Below are 15125 nucleotides of genomic sequence, written 5' to 3'. Positions count from 1 at the left end.
TAGTGGTGAGTGAGCATTAAGTCGTGTAAATGGCCAGCAAATAGCCTGTAAATGTCATTGGTCATTAACCTCTCCCATGACTGGCCAGAAAGAGTTTGCAAGCGGCCGAAATTGGATTGTTTGAGCAACCACTACTATTGATGTAATTGATAATAATTTCCTTTCTTATGCATCAGATTTTCATGACTGCCTTGTTCAATGATTTTTCCGTTTTCTAACATAATGATTTTATCTGCCTCACGAATTGTATTTAAGCGATGGGCAATAACAAAACTGGTTCTGCCTTGCATCAGTCGTTTTAATGCTTCTTGTATACGTAATTCAGTGACGGTATCAATATTACTGGTAGCCTCGTCTAGTATTAATATTTTCGGTTCAGCTAACAAGGCACGAGCAATCGTTAATAATTGTTTCTGTCCTTGACTTATCCCGCTGCCGTCTTGATCTAATATAGTGTCATAACCATTTGGCAGCCGTAAGATAAAGTCATGGGCATTCGCATTCTGAGCAGCTTGTTCTACCTGCTGGTCTGTTGCATCTAGCTTTCCATAACGAATATTTTCCCGAATCGTCCCGTGAAAGAGAAAGGCATCTTGCAGGACAAATGCCATTTGTTTTCGCAGGCTGGGACGCTTAATCATTTTAATATCTTGACCATCCAATGTAATCGAACCACTATCATAGTTGTAAAAACGGGAAATTAAATTAACAATGGTTGTCTTGCCAGCTCCGGTATGTCCTACCAATGCTACGGTTTCACCTGGCTTTGCTTCAAAGGAAATACCGGATAAGGTCTCTTGTGAGCCATAGCCAAACGAAACGTTATTAAATACAACATGTCCTTTTGTATCTGTAATTTCATGCGCTTCTGCCTCATCTAAGTCTTCCTGGCTCTCATCCATTACTTGAAAAACCCGCTCCCCGCCAGCGATCGCAGATAATAATAAATTGAATTGGTTTGATAATTCATTCAATGGCCGGGTAAACTGTCGCGCATATTCAGTAAAGATGACAATGGTTCCTACCGTGACAAGGGCGGTATCAGAAGTAATCACAAGCAGACCGCCAACCAATGCAATCAAACCAAAACTGAGAAAATTAAGCATATTCATCACTTTAGGAATAAATCCGGAAATATTCTGAGCCCAGAAGCCGGTATTTTGTAACTCCTTATTGCGTTTTTCGAATTCACTAACGACATAGTCTTCTTGTGAGTATGTTTTAACGACATGCTGACCTGAGACAATTTCCTCCACATAACCATTGACTTCACCCAGATGCTGTTGTTGCAGTTTATACAATGGCCCTGTCCGATTGGTAATCCAGCGCATTGCTATATACATTACCGGGATAATCGACATCGCTACGACAGTCAGGATTGGGCTTAGATACAGCATCACTACAACCGTTCCCGCCAATGTTAATACACTGGAGAATATTTGAATAACAGACTGGTTTAAGGTGTTATTGATATTGTCGATATCGTTAGTCAGCCGGCTCATTAGTTCTCCATGCTGGCGCTTATCAAAATAAGAAATCGGCAATCGATGAAATTGTTCAAAAAGCTGCCGCCTTAGAGTGTGTACCGTGTTTTGAGCAATATCAACCATCCAAAAGTTTTGCAGAAACAGTGCAGCTGATTGAACAGCATAAACAGCTATTAAGCCTAGTAACAGAGGAACTAATCCTGTTACTTGTTGAGTCACAATAAAATCATCAATGGCAGTACCTACTAAATAAGGACCTAGTAGGGCAAAAATCGAGCTGATAAGTACCATAATAATTACCAATGTTAAAAGGCCCTTCTGCAAGGCGAGGTAGCGCCACATTCTAAATAAAGTAGCCTTCATATTTTTGGCCTTTTTCCTTTGATTGGCATCGACGTTGGTCAAGTCGACCCGCTCATACTGAAAGGCGGCTTTTAATGAATTATTTCGCATGTTCAACCTCCTTTTCTGCTTGTGATATGGCAATTGCCTGATACAGTTCGGATTGTTCTAACAATTGCTCGTGTGTACCAAGATCTAAAATCCTTCCTTGATCTAATAAGAGGATATTATCTGATTTTTTCATGGTTGAAATTTTTTGCGTAATAATAAATACAGTACATTGATAACCTTCCAAGGCTTGTAAGAGTTTGGCTTCCGTTGCCAAGTCAAGTGCACTGGTACTGTCGTCTAACATCAAAATTTTTGGTTTGCGAACCAAGGCTCGGGCAATAGAAATCCGCTGTTTTTGTCCTCCAGACAGATTGACCCCTTTTTGCCCGACACGGGTTTGATAGCCCTGCTCTAATTGCTCAATCGTTTCATGAATTTGTGCGTCCTTGGCCGCTTGGATGACTTCTTTCATCGTAGCATCCCTTTTTCCAAAGGCGATATTATCGTAAATGGATCCCGTAAATAATAATGGCGATTGTGGTACATATCCAATCTGATCTCGTAATTCCTTGGCAGGATAGTTATCAATTGGGACATCATCTAAATAAATCGTCCCTTTAGATGGCTGATAGAGCCTTGGTATTAATTGAAACAAGGATGTTTTTCCTGACCCAGTTGCCCCAATAATCGCAAGTCGTTCGCCTGGTAAAACAGTAAAATGAATATTTTTCAGTGTCTCTGTTTCCATGTTAGGATAACGAAAATCTACATGCTCGTAGCGGATCTTTCCTTTCATTGACAGAGAACGTCCGGTTGCAGCGGAAGCAGGTTCTTGCTCAAGAGAAAATACTTCCTCGATACGGCCGATAGATGCCTTTGTATGGGAGATAGCCATAATGATAAAGGAAAACATCGAAATCGACATTGAGACACGCAAGGCATAGTTTACCATCGTGACGACCTCGCCAACATTGGCTTGCCCAGCTATAGTTTGGGCATTCCCGAACCAAATAATAAAGATTAAGCTTACATTCATCACTAATAATAAGATAGGGCCAGTAGATTCCACGATACGAAATGTCTTCTTTGTCGTATTGGCAAGTGTTGTATTGGCTTGATCGAATCGTGCCTCTTCAAAATCTTTTCGTGAAAAGGCCTTTATAAGCCGCATGCCAGCAAGATTTTCTTGCATGACACGGTTGACCCCGTCAATCTTTTCTTGAACTCTTCGAAACAGCTTGCTTGTCACTTTCAGCACCCATAAGAGAAAAAGTATCAATAAAGGAACGGTGATCAGAAAAATAGACGCCAGGCGTGCATTGACAATAAAGGCCATGATAACCCCGCCTAATACAATTAACGGAGCCTTTGCCATAATCCGCAGTCCCATAAATATCATATTTTGAATCTGCCGGATATCATTGGTAAACCGAGTCACCAATGTGGATGTTGGATATTGGCTAAGGTCAGCAAAAGAGAATTGTTGAATCTTTTTGAATAATCCTTGTCTGATATCGTAACCGAAACCAAAACTGACATGAGAAGAGAAGAAGGAATTCAGGATACCTGCTATAAACGAAAGCAGGGCTAATCCTATCATGAGACTGCCCCAGAAGATAATATTTCCCATATCTTGTTGAACTACCCCTTGGTTAATTATTAATCCAAGAAATAATGGTAATGATAATTCCACTGATAATTCGATTAACATAAGGGAAAAAGCTACCCCTGCGGGAAGTTTATAAGCTTTTAAATAAGTTAATACATTACGCAAAGACTATCCACCTACCATCCTGTTTGAAAAATTTTTACCTTATATGGAAAATAAAAATGATGAGTATAGAAGTAAAATGAAGCTTCGATAATAGACCGAGTATTCTCTAAATTGTATGTAAGCACTTTTATTTTATTATAAGTCGAAAGGGAGTGGGGAATCCAGTATTATTATTTCGTTTATCGAAATAAATAAAGAAAAAAGGAGTGTAGCTGGCTAAAAAACGATGATGGACGTGGAGTGTATGGTTACCATGCTGCGAGTCAGCGGTTAATCCGGTTCTAAGTTTTGCAGTATAAATGCTGAGTTTAATAGCTATACTTCCATGGTCATCTTCCCGTATAATAGAATTGTTGGGAAGGTGATCGAGATGTCAGCGAAAACGAAATCGTTAACCGGGAAGAAGAGAATTGGATTAGCGCTATTACTTGCTTTATTAGGAATGATCGGCCCGTTTAATATTGATATGTATCTTCCTAGTTTTCCAATGATTGCAGATGATTTTTCTGCACGTGCTTCTTTGGTTCAGTTAAGCCTAACTGCTTGTTTAATAGGATTAGCAGTAGGACAATTAGTGATTGGCCCTATTAGTGATTCCATGGGACGAAGAAAACCATTACTTATCGGTTTAGCATTATTTGCAGTGGCTTCATTGATTTGTGCTGTCGCACCTAATATTATCGTACTGATTATTGCCAGGTTTCTGCAAGGATTCTTTGGTGCAGCCGGAATCGTGCTATCAAGGGCAATGGTAAGGGATAAATTTTCCGGTCGGGAGTTAACCCAATTCTTTGCCTTATTGATGGTTATCAATGCGGTAGCTCCAATGGTGGCACCTATTAGTGGAGGAGCGGTATTGCTTATGCCATTTGCAACATGGCATACAATCTTTTTATTTTTGTGCCTGTTTGGTATTTTTCTAGTAGCTTTGGTATGGTTTAAGTTAGAGGAGTCATTGCCTGTTTCCAGACGCCAGCCTGCTTCGATTGTCGGGACGCTCAAAACGATGGGTTCCTTATTGTTGGATAAGAGTTTTATCGGCTATGCCATAGTGGTTTGTTTTGTCCAAGGCGGGACTTTTGCCTATGTTGCCGGAACACCATTTGTCTATCAAAACTTATATAATGTGTCACCACAAATATTCAGTTTATTATTTGGTGTAAATGGTTTAGCTATTATTTCCGGGAATTTTCTAGTCGGAAAATTAAGTGACTACATATCCGAAAGAACCTTATTACGTACAGGCGTGATTGTGTCTTTAAGTGCCAATACGATTTTATTAATTATGACCATTATCGAAGGTCCATTATTTATGATCGTACTGCCCATCTTTATTCATATGTTTACAATTGGGCTTGTCTTAACAAGTTCCTTTTCTTTAGCCATGAAGGATCAAGCTAATAATGCCGGAAGTGCCAGCGCCATACTGGGGATGTCACCAATGTTGATGGGCTCGATTATTGCACCGATCGTCGGTTTAGACGAAACTACGGCTATTCCAATGGGAGCAGCATTATTTACCACCTCACTTGTTGGTTTTATTGCCTTTTTTACTTTAACAAAGCCATCGAAACAAGAAAGAGTAGAGACAGAAACAGAAGTATAATTAATCAGTTTAGAACCCGAATACAATCAGCAATTTTGGCAGGATTTGAATTTGGGGAAAAATAGTAAATGCGCATTCAAAACATGTAAAGAAGCATACTTAATGATTAAAGCCCTCACACTTGTGGGGGCTTTAACATTATCTAAGTTGACTCAATGATTTAAAATAATGGATCACTTCTCTTTATTGTTGGTAAATTCAGTAGGGTCATTTTCTTTCGCGAACTCAGTCGAGTAGTCTAAGTTTTTTCCTCTTATAATTTCTCTTTCATCTTTATCTGTAACAAACAATAAAGGCAAGCAACATAAAGCACTGATCCCTACCAATGTATAGATGATTCGGGATAGTATCGAATCTTGACCTCCAAATATGGATGCAACTAAATCAAATTGAAATAATCCAATTAATGCCCAGTTTAGTCCACCGATAATTAATAATACTAAAGCAATACGTTGTATTGTATTCATTAAAATCGCCTCCTTTTTTTAGAATAATGACCACCCTTATTATTCGTTTATTTTGCTTAGTTATACACTCCAGATTAGGTTAATAAAATTACTAAATGTCAATGACCAGATCGCTATAAAATTATCCCAAAAACAACATCGTGAAAATGTATTTGAATTTACGGAAGAGGAATGGTAAGACACATTTGAACTATTGGAAAAGGTTAAGGGTTATCTAAATGAAAAATATCAACCTGATGGATATAATATCGCTTGGAACTCAGAAGCCGCGGCAGGTCAGCATCTATTCATTGTCACCTACATATTATTCCTCGATTTAGTGACAAACCTTTGGTCGGTTAAGATTTATTAAGTTTTATCGGCACATCAGATAATAAAAGGGAAAAAACAAGGACAAGTGGGTTGAGAAATGATATATAAAATAAATAGTGACCACAAAAAATATTTCTTATTGGCCACTATGTTGTCTCTTGCTTCTCTATAGCTACTTATTGTATAATAAAACAAGTTGAATAAGGACTATTCAAACAATTATTTACTCCCATCATGATTCCGTAGCTCAGCTGGGAGAGCGCTACCTTGACAGGGTAGAAGTCGTTGGTTCGAGTCCAATCGGAATCATTTATAAAAGCAGTTCATAGAGAGACTTCCTCTCTAATTGCTCTGAGGCACATTACAATTATTAATGTGTCTCTTTTCGTTTTAAAAAATTTTTTCATATGTGAGAAGTGATAATGCAGGCGATGGATTCAAAATTAGGTACATATATTAATTAATATTTGGAGTTGTGTGACTTTTACGGGGTTATTCAAGTCATAAAAGAAGAAAAAGTACATTTTGAAAGCGTGTACAAATATTCAAGTATCGAGTTTGGAATCAAAAATGCTATAAGTTCATGTTTCTCGATCGCCTCGATGTCTAAGCAGTTTACTGCCTTTGCTGTTATGCTCCTGCATTCGATCAAAAGCCAGCTCCTTAAGGCTTGAAAAGATAAGATAACCCCGGCATCTGATCAAAAGCCCATTCCATGGTGCCTGAAGAGATCGAATAGCCTTCTTAGAGGGGGGAACAGAAATGGAGCTCTCGTCGTTACACTTTTTCAACCATATGTCATCTGCTTTTGTGTGGCGTCAAGAAAAAGATTGGTGCACCATGTAGTGTCCATTGTGCACCAGTACCTTTGCGATATTAAATTAGAAACGGAACAATTATGATGCTGAACAATCTGTTTCTTTTGTTCTATGAGCATAATGCCAGCCGTAATTCACCTCCTCAACAGAGAAGAGGGTTTATAGCTGTTAACTTATTCGGCGATATAACGAACAAGGTAGCGCACCTCTATTGCTTTTCAAGTGTCTCAAAGCTATAACGTCTGTAAGAACGCCACTGCAGACAGTTTAGCGTTATTTCTTTTTCAACTGCGCAATAAAACCAGCATCAGGTGTGACAAACAATGTTTTCTGATTATCATATGTGACAAATCCTGGCTTTGCACCATTTGGTTTCTTCACATGCCGGATTAACGTATAATCAACAGGGACAGAGGAAGAGTGTTTAGATTTACTGAAATTTGCCGCCAGCTGAGCTGCCTCTTGTAAGGTGTCTTCACTAGGATTAGTGGATCTAATAACGACATGGGAGCCTGGGATATCTTTTGTATGCAGCCATACCTCATCTTTTCGTGCCAAACGGTTAGTTAAATATTCATTCTGTTTATTATTTTTCCCAACCAAAATTTCGGTGCCGTCAGAAGATAGATAGCTTTCTGGAGTCGGCTTGACAGTTTTTTTCTTTTGTTTCAGGTTGGATGATTTTCTCTTTAAATAGCCTTGTTCCTGAAGTTCTTCCCTAATTTCCTCAATATCTTGTTCACGTGCCGACTCAATCTGTTCGATAATCTCCTCTAAATAAGCAATCTCTTTATACGTTTTTTGTTTCTCTTCTTCCACCATTTGCTTGGATTTTTTCAGTTTTTGATATCGTTTAAAAAGGGCTTGGGCGTTTTCACTGGGAGATTTATGTTCATTTAACTTAATGATTCGCGGTTTTTGTTCCGGATCATAATAGTCAATGACCTCCACCTCTTTGTCTCCTTTTTTGACCAAATGCATATGAGCCGTTAATAATTCTCCTTCAAGCTGGTAATTATCCGCATGTGCGGCTTCTTCAAGTGTTTGATCTAATTTTACTAACTTGCGTTGATTCTTTTTCAGTTCATTTGTTAAAAAGCGAGACAAGTCCCCGGCTTTCTGTTTGACACGATCTCGTTCAGCTTTGCCAGAATAAAAGCTGTCTAACATGGCGCTGATCGTTTCGAAAGCAGTTATCTCCCCGGTTTTGTTTAATAAGGGTAAGACATAGAAAAATTCCTTCTTCCCTTGGGAAATATAAGGTTGATAATGATGTTCGATAATTTGTTGCTGTACATCAAGAAATGCCTGTTTATAGGCTTCGGCACTGCCTAAGTTGGCCAACGAAACAATTTCTTGAGCAAGAACGGTAGAGACACCCATATAGGTGCTAACAATCTGTTTATCAAGCTTTCCAGCATTAAAGTCTAATTTACGAATAAACGTATCTCCCTCTGCAGTCAATGGATTGATTTTATCTTGAGTTGGAGGCTGGACATAAGTGCTCCCCGGCAAAATCGAACGATGCCTGTTCTGGGCATGTGACACATGTTTAATACTATCAAGAATTACCTGTTTTTCATGATCTAATAAAATGATATTACTATGTTTCCCCATTATCTCAATGACTAATGTCTTCAGGCTCTTATCGCCGATTTCATTCTTTGTTTGAAAATGAATGTGAATAATCCGCTCATTTTCTATTTGTTCTACTGATTCAATAAAACTGCCATTTAAGTATTTACGCAGCATCATACAATACATCGATGGTTCAGATGGATTGTGATAACTGTCTGCTGTTAAATGAATTCTTGCATAACTGGAATGAGCACTAATTAATAATTGTTTATTCTTTCCATATTGCCTGACCGTAAACAGTAACTCTGTATCGGTTGGCTGATATATTTTTAACACACGTGCAGACGTTAATTCTTCCTGCAATTCATGTGTAATGGCTCGCGTTACTACACCGTCAAATACCATGTTATCACCTCAATTTATCATTATAGCATATTATCTAAACAGAGACGGCTTGCAAAGAATTATTTGTATTTACTTGTTTACCTTTGGTAGGATATATATGGATTACTATTGATGATGGATGTGATAGAGAGATGTTGAGCATGACAGGGTTTGGCAGGGAAGAGTATCGCTCTGAAGGATTGACTATACAAGTAGAGGTCAAGGCAGTTAATCACCGCTATCTGGACATTACTTTTCAAATGCCTTCTTTTCTCTTCCCGATTGAAAATCAATTAAAGCAGATCGTACAGCAGCATGTCAAACGCGGCAAAGTGTCTGTTTCATTGCATATCTCAGGGGCAAGTGTTAGTCCGCAAATAGTAGAGACGAACTGGGACTTGGCGAAGCAATATATGGAACAGCTGGAGAAATTACAGAGCACGTACCGATTAACAGGTGACATCACGATAGAGCTGTTGGCTGGTTTTCCAGATGTTTTTCAACTGCAAGAACAAGAAGCAGACTATTCGAGTGTAGAATCCAAGGTAGTACATGTGTTAGAGTCTGCCGTAAATCAGCTCCACGATATGCGGCAAAAGGAAGGGGATGTATTAGCGAAAGACATACAGGAGCGTGTGAAAAAGATGGAAGAAAAAATAAAATTGTTGGGTGAACGGCGAAAAATTGTTATAATAGAATACCAAGAGCGAATAATGAGCCGTATCAAGCAATATCTTGAACATACGCCTGTTTACGATGAAACAAGAATGCTTACAGAAGTCGCCCTTTTAGCAGAAAAGGGTGATGTTACGGAAGAAATCACGCGAATAGGGAGTCATTTAGATCAATTCCAAGAGATCGTCAAAGAAAGAAAACCAATTGGCAGAAAATTAGATTTTATTGTGCAAGAACTAAATCGTGAATTAAACACGATCGGTTCCAAGTCAAATGATCCTTGGATCAGTGAACAAATTGTGTACTTGAAAAGCGAAACAGAAAAAATCAAAGAGCAAATTCAAAATATTGAATAATGATTGTTCTAAATCGGACAATTGGCAGAGAACAAAGGCAAAGGGAAAAACATAACTTTAACTATCTTAGGCAATGATAAGTCAAGTTTTTCTTTATATTGCTTCTGTTTTTAAAGACAGTCGCTTTTGCTTTTCTAAATATTATAAGGGGGAACTTGAAGTGAACTTGAAATTAATCAATATCGGTTTTGGAAATGTGGTATCCGCTAATAGAGTAATTTCTATTGTTTCACCAGAGTCAGCACCAATTAAACGTATTATTACGGTTGCAAGGGACAATAATAAACTAGTAGATGCTACATATGGCAGAAGAACAAGGGCGGTTATTATTACGGATAGTGATCATGTTGTATTATCGGCTGTGCAGCCGGAAACAGTAGGACAGCGAGTGCTTAGTCACGAAGAAATCAACGAAGATTAATAGAGGATGTTCAAAAAGCCCAATAAAAATGACACGGCGAATGTCGGAGTTGGCGATAGAGGAACCTCAACTAAGATTACCCGCATCTTGTGGGTAACGCAGAAGTCAACACAGCCTGCGCAAGTCCGTTACTCAAACTGGCGCTGCCTTGAACTTTCGACGCACACGATGTGCTAGTATCGGTGTTGCAACAGGACGTTGCGAACTTAACCGATGATGGTCATTTTTATCGAACCTTTTGAACACGCACCAATTAGGAGGAAATATGTTGATAGAAGAGAAGGGAATATTATTTATACTTTCCGGTCCATCTGGAGTAGGGAAAGGCACAGTAAGGAAGGCTTTATTTGAACAGGATACTAATTTGAAATACTCCATTTCCATGACGACCAGAGCTATGCGGGCAGGAGAAAAAGAAGGTATAGATTACTTCTACCGCACAAGAGAACAATTTGAGGAAATGATTCAGCAGGGAAAAATGTTAGAGTATGCTGAATATGTCGGCAACTATTATGGGACACCACGGGAATATGTGGAGGAAACGATAGAGCAAGGTCATGATGTATTTCTGGAAATTGAAGTGCAAGGAGCCATGCAAGTAAAGAAGAATTTTCCTCAAGGTGTGTTTATTTTCTTAATACCGCCAAGCCTGGAAGAGTTAAAGAATCGCATTGTAGACCGAGGCACAGAAACAGAGGATCTGATTACGAATCGCTTGATTGAAGCGCGTAACGAAATCGAAATGATGGATTATTATGATTACGTAGTCGTAAATGACAATGTCGACACTGCAGTGAAAAAGGTCCAGGCTATTGTTCAAAGCGAACATTGCAAACGAGAAAGAGTAGCAAAACAATATAATAAAGTATTATTGGAGGTAGATGATAAATGATTTTAGAACCATCCATCGATAAGTTACAAACTCGTATTAATTCCAAATATACGTTAGTGACATTGGCTGCCCGACGTGCCCGTCAGATTCAAGTGAATGATTCCCATTTAGTAGAATCACCAAAAGCGGCAACATATGTAGGGCTTGCCTTGGAAGAGATTTTGGATGAGAAGCTGACAGTTGATCCAGATCAAGAGCAGCTTGTTAATGAATAAGGAATGATCATAAGCCAAGGGCAGTATGCTCTCAAAAATGGCTTGTACAGTGATAAAAGAATCTTCCCTCGCATTGCTTAGGCTTGCGAGGGTTTCTTCTATCAGCTTGAAGGAGGTAGTGGAAATGCTAAAAGGAAAAAAGATACTTTTAGGTGTATCTGGCGGGATTGCCGTTTACAAAGCCGTAGCACTGACAAGTAAACTGACACAGGCAGGTGCAGAGGTCAAGGTTATCATGACCGATCATGCGGCTGAGTTTGTGACACCATTGACGTTTCAAGCCATCTCAAGAAATCCTGTTTATACCGATACCTTTGATGAAAAGGATCCGGCAAAAATTGCTCATATTGATTTGGCCGATTGGGCTGATCTAGTGGTATTGGCTCCTGCCACGGCTAACCTGCTGGGAAAACTGGCTAATGGTATCGCAGATGATATGCTGACAACCACTTTATTAGCAACAGAGGCAGATATCTATGTCGCCCCAGCTATGAATGTTCATATGTATCAGCATCCAGCAGTGATTCAAAATATGACGGCTTTAGCAGCTTGGGGTTATCGTTTTATTGAGCCAGGTGACGGCTATTTGGCTTGCGGTTATGTTGGCAAAGGCAGATTAGAAGAACCAGAGCAAATCGTACGTGTATTAGAGAAGGATAACAATCGTTCTAATAAGTGGGCTGGTAAAAAGGTACTTGTTACGGCAGGCCCGACAAGGGAACCGATCGATCCAGTTCGTTATTTCACCAATTATTCTTCTGGAAAAATGGGTTATGCCTTAGCACAAAAAGCGGCTGAACAAGGGGCTGAAGTTTATTTAGTCTCTGGACCTACCCATTTAACTGTCCCGCCTTTGGTAGAACATATTCCGGTAACGACAGCACAGGAAATGTTTGCAGAAGTTACCGAGCGATTTGCTGAGATGGATCTCGTGATTAAAACGGCAGCGGTAGCAGACTATCGACCAAAAGCGGTTCTGGATCAGAAGATGAAAAAACAGAAGCAGGAATGGTCAGTTGAGATGGAACGTAATGTGGATATCCTCCAATATCTTGGGGAGCACAAACAACAACAGTTCCTGGTGGGATTTGCTGCTGAAACACAAGATATTAAGAATTATGGAAAAGATAAGCTAGAGCGTAAACATTTAGATGCGATTGTTTTAAATGATGTCAGCCGTCGTGATATTGGTTTTGATTCTGATCAAAATGAGGTTATTTTTATGACCAAAGATGGAACAGAACAAGCAATTAAGCAAGCGAGTAAACTAGAAATTGCTGAACAAGTCATTGGACTAATTGATGATCAAATAAGGAAGGGTTAAATATGTTGATTGCGCAAGTAATCGTAGATGTCCCCACCAATCAGACCAATCATACTTTTGATTACCTAATCCCTCCGCCATTAGAAGATATTGTGGAGAAGGGAATGCGTGTGTCGGTGCCATTTGGACCTCGTAAGGTGATGGGGTTTGTGCTGGATGTTGTTTCTCAATCTGAGTGGGACAAGCTGAAGGACATTGATGAAGTGTTAGATATTCACCCTATTTTAACAGAAGAATTGTTAGAACTGGGCAAGTGGATTAGTGAACAGACGACTAGTTTCTATATTCAAACCTTTCAAGCCATGTTGCCGCAAGTGCTGAAAGCCAGTTACAAAAAAGAAATTGAAGCATTAACAGAGGTAGATCTATCACCGGCATTCCAGCAGCTATTTGCTGGACGAGCGGTGATAGACTACCAAGAATTTATCGAACGAAATGGTGATCATAAGCAATTACTCGAGGAAGTAAATCAAGGTCATCTTCACATAAATTACATTGTCAAATCGAAAGAGACAAATAAAACAAAAACTTTCGTTGCACCAAATAAAGACCTGTTGATATTAGAAGAAGCAATAGAGGATATCTCTGCACGGGCAAAGAAACAAAAAGAGATTATCGAATATTTTATCCAATATCCGGAACCGATCGAAAAACAGGAATTGTTTAAAAAGTTGCAAACAACATCCTCCACCGTAAATCAATTAATTAAGAAAGACCTTCTAAAAACAGTAGAGAAAAAGGTCTACAGAGATCCTTTTCAAGCCGAACATTTTCAGCGAACAGAGCCATTACCTCTCAGCAAACAACAGCAAGAGGCGTTGGATCCAATCCATCAGGCCATCGATCAAGCAGAAAACGAGGTGTTTCTGTTACACGGGGTGACAGGGAGCGGGAAGACAGAAGTCTATCTACAAGCGATTGCCAAGGTGATTGAGCAGGGACAAGAGGCAATTGTGTTAGTCCCTGAGATTTCATTGACCCCGCAAATGGTCCAGCGCTTTAAAGGAAGATTTGGTTCACAGGTTGCTGTCTTACATAGCGCCTTATCACCTGGTGAGAAATTTGATGAATGGACGAAGATTCATAAGAAAGAGGTGAAGGTAGTAGTTGGTGCAAGGTCTGCTATCTTTGCCCCTTTTGAAAACATAGGCATTATTATAATTGATGAAGAACACGAAACCAGTTATAAACAGGATGAACAACCTCGTTACCATGCACGAGAGATAGCCAAATGGCGAGGTACTTTTCACCATTGTCCTATTGTATTAGGCAGTGCTACCCCTATGCTGGAATCATATGCACGAGCTAAAAAGGGTGTCTACCATTTGCTGAATATGCCAGACCGAATGAACAATACGGAGATGCCTCCAGTGGAGGTTGTCGATATGCGTGATGAACTGCATGCAGGAAATCGCTCCATGTTTTCGCGAAGGCTGCTGGAAGCTATTCAAACACGAATAGACCGAGGGGAACAAGTTGTTTTATTTCTTAACCGCAGAGGCTATTCTACTTTTGTGATGTGTCGGGAATGTGGGGAAGTGATGAAGTGTCCGAACTGTGATATTGCCTTAACCTATCATAAGAGTTCCCACCAGTTGAAGTGTCACTATTGTGATTATCAGGTGCCAATGGTTAAAGAGTGTACATCGTGCGGCAGCAACACGATCCGCTATTTTGGTACAGGTACACAGAAGGTAGAGGAGTCATTGAAAGAACATATCCCTGAAGCAACAGTTATCCGTATGGATGTGGATACCACCCGTCGGAAAGGTTCCCATAAACGTTTGTTAGAACAATTTGGCCAGGGAAAGGCACAAATTTTATTAGGTACACAAATGATTGCCAAAGGTTTGGACTTTGCCAATGTGACCTTAGTAGGTGTACTAGCCATTGATACGATGCTGCATTTGCCAGATTTTCGTTCCTCTGAAAAAACTTTTCAGCTGCTTACCCAAGTAAGCGGTCGGGCAGGCAGACACAAATTGCCTGGTGAAGTAGTCATTCAGACATATACACCGGAACATTACAGCATCGAGTATGCGAGCCAATATAATTATCAACAGTTCTTTTCACAGGAAATGGAAATGAGGCGTAGCTTTGGTTATCCGCCTTATTATTATCTGACATTGATCACGGTCACACATGCCAATGCATTCAAGGCAGAAGAGGTGACTCGCACGATTTGTAAGCTGTTATTTAAGCATTTATCACCAGATGCCAGAGTCTTAGGGCCAACTCCTTCTCCAATGGTTCGTATAAATAATAGATATCGTTATCAGTGCATGGTAAAATATAAGGATGAACCAAATCAAAGAGATATCATTCGAAAAATCCAGCAACATTATAATGAAGAGGTACACCGAGATAACCTTACTATTCAGGTTGACTTTGAACCGTACTCATTCATGTAAAGGAGCAATAAA

Annotated in this window: 11 protein-coding genes and 1 tRNA gene; 8 read left to right on the top strand and 4 right to left on the bottom strand. The window is 39.5% G+C overall.

Features of this window, described 5'->3' with window-relative positions:
* Positions 1-134 precede the first annotated feature (134 nt).
* Positions 135-1940, bottom strand: coding sequence for an ABC transporter ATP-binding protein (locus JOD18_RS16785; RefSeq protein ID WP_204670272.1), 1806 nt, complete (start codon positions 1938-1940; stop codon positions 135-137).
* Positions 1930-3654: an ABC transporter ATP-binding protein gene (locus JOD18_RS16780; protein ID WP_204670271.1), complete on the bottom strand. Its 1725-nt coding sequence runs from the start codon at positions 3652-3654 to the stop codon at positions 1930-1932. The genes JOD18_RS16785 and JOD18_RS16780 overlap by 11 nt, the downstream gene beginning before the upstream one ends.
* Positions 3655-4024: 370 nt before the next feature.
* On the opposite strand from JOD18_RS16780, the gene JOD18_RS16775 reads away from it, so the two are divergent.
* Complete coding sequence (locus JOD18_RS16775; RefSeq protein ID WP_204670270.1) at positions 4025-5260, top strand: Bcr/CflA family efflux MFS transporter; 1236 nt, start codon at positions 4025-4027, stop codon at positions 5258-5260.
* A 173-nt stretch (positions 5261-5433) separates the two neighbouring features.
* Here JOD18_RS16775 and JOD18_RS16770 read toward each other — a convergent pair whose 3' ends face one another.
* Positions 5434-5727, bottom strand: coding sequence for a DUF378 domain-containing protein (locus JOD18_RS16770; protein ID WP_204670269.1), 294 nt, complete (start codon positions 5725-5727; stop codon positions 5434-5436).
* Between the two features lie 548 nt (positions 5728-6275).
* Between JOD18_RS16770 and JOD18_RS16765 the strand changes: the two genes are divergently transcribed.
* Positions 6276-6348, top strand: a tRNA-Val gene (locus tag JOD18_RS16765).
* A gap of 782 nt (positions 6349-7130) precedes the next feature.
* Here JOD18_RS16765 and JOD18_RS16755 read toward each other — a convergent pair.
* Positions 7131-8840: an Rqc2 family fibronectin-binding protein gene (locus JOD18_RS16755; protein ID WP_204670268.1), complete on the bottom strand. Its 1710-nt coding sequence runs from the start codon at positions 8838-8840 to the stop codon at positions 7131-7133.
* A gap of 140 nt (positions 8841-8980) precedes the next feature.
* Between JOD18_RS16755 and JOD18_RS16750 the strand changes: the two genes are divergently transcribed.
* The 6 genes from JOD18_RS16750 to priA all read left to right on the top strand — a co-directional run bounded on the left by JOD18_RS16750 (position 8981) and on the right by priA (position 15113).
* Positions 8981-9850 (top strand): YicC/YloC family endoribonuclease, encoded by an 870-nt coding sequence (locus tag JOD18_RS16750; RefSeq protein WP_239588182.1) that lies wholly within the window; start codon positions 8981-8983, stop codon positions 9848-9850.
* 160 nt (positions 9851-10010) lie between these two features.
* The gene (gene remA / locus JOD18_RS16745) at positions 10011-10271 is read left to right on the top strand and encodes an extracellular matrix/biofilm regulator RemA (protein WP_204670266.1); all 261 of its coding nucleotides are present in this window, start codon (positions 10011-10013) and stop codon (positions 10269-10271) included.
* Positions 10272-10539: 268 nt separating this feature from the next.
* Entirely contained in the window at positions 10540-11163 is a 624-nt protein-coding gene (gene gmk, locus JOD18_RS16740; RefSeq protein WP_204670265.1) for a guanylate kinase, read from the top strand.
* Complete coding sequence (gene rpoZ, locus JOD18_RS16735) at positions 11160-11378, top strand: DNA-directed RNA polymerase subunit omega (RefSeq protein WP_204670264.1); 219 nt, start codon at positions 11160-11162, stop codon at positions 11376-11378. Before gmk ends, rpoZ begins: the two co-directional genes overlap by 4 nt.
* 124 nt (positions 11379-11502) lie before the next feature.
* The gene (gene coaBC, locus JOD18_RS16730; protein WP_204670263.1) at positions 11503-12702 is read left to right on the top strand and encodes a bifunctional phosphopantothenoylcysteine decarboxylase/phosphopantothenate--cysteine ligase CoaBC; all 1200 of its coding nucleotides are present in this window, start codon (positions 11503-11505) and stop codon (positions 12700-12702) included.
* 2 nt (positions 12703-12704) lie between these two features.
* On the top strand, positions 12705-15113 hold the full coding sequence (gene priA, locus JOD18_RS16725) for a primosomal protein N' (protein ID WP_204670262.1): 2409 nt from the start codon (positions 12705-12707) through the stop codon (positions 15111-15113).
* The last annotated feature ends 12 nt before the right edge of the window (positions 15114-15125 follow it).

This window comes from Gracilibacillus alcaliphilus, from assembly GCF_016909015.1.
GTDB classification, from domain to species: Bacteria; Bacillota; Bacilli; order Bacillales; family Amphibacillaceae; genus Gracilibacillus; species Gracilibacillus alcaliphilus.
Note: the sequence above shows the minus strand (reverse complement) of the source record. Positions and strands in the feature narration are given on the sequence as shown.

Coding starts and splice junctions, on each gene's coding strand:
- rpoZ (WP_204670264.1), top strand. CDS start 11,160: ATGATTTTAGAACCATCCATCGATAAGTTACAAACTCGTATTAATTCC.
- JOD18_RS16750 (WP_239588182.1), top strand. CDS start 8,981: ATGACAGGGTTTGGCAGGGAAGAGTATCGCTCTGAAGGATTGACTATA.
- JOD18_RS16775 (WP_204670270.1), top strand. CDS start 4,025: ATGTCAGCGAAAACGAAATCGTTAACCGGGAAGAAGAGAATTGGATTA.
- JOD18_RS16785 (WP_204670272.1), bottom strand. CDS start 1,940: ATGCGAAATAATTCATTAAAAGCCGCCTTTCAGTATGAGCGGGTCGAC.
- JOD18_RS16770 (WP_204670269.1), bottom strand. CDS start 5,727: ATGAATACAATACAACGTATTGCTTTAGTATTATTAATTATCGGTGGA.
- priA (WP_204670262.1), top strand. CDS start 12,705: ATGTTGATTGCGCAAGTAATCGTAGATGTCCCCACCAATCAGACCAAT.
- JOD18_RS16755 (WP_204670268.1), bottom strand. CDS start 8,840: ATGGTATTTGACGGTGTAGTAACGCGAGCCATTACACATGAATTGCAG.
- coaBC (WP_204670263.1), top strand. CDS start 11,503: ATGCTAAAAGGAAAAAAGATACTTTTAGGTGTATCTGGCGGGATTGCC.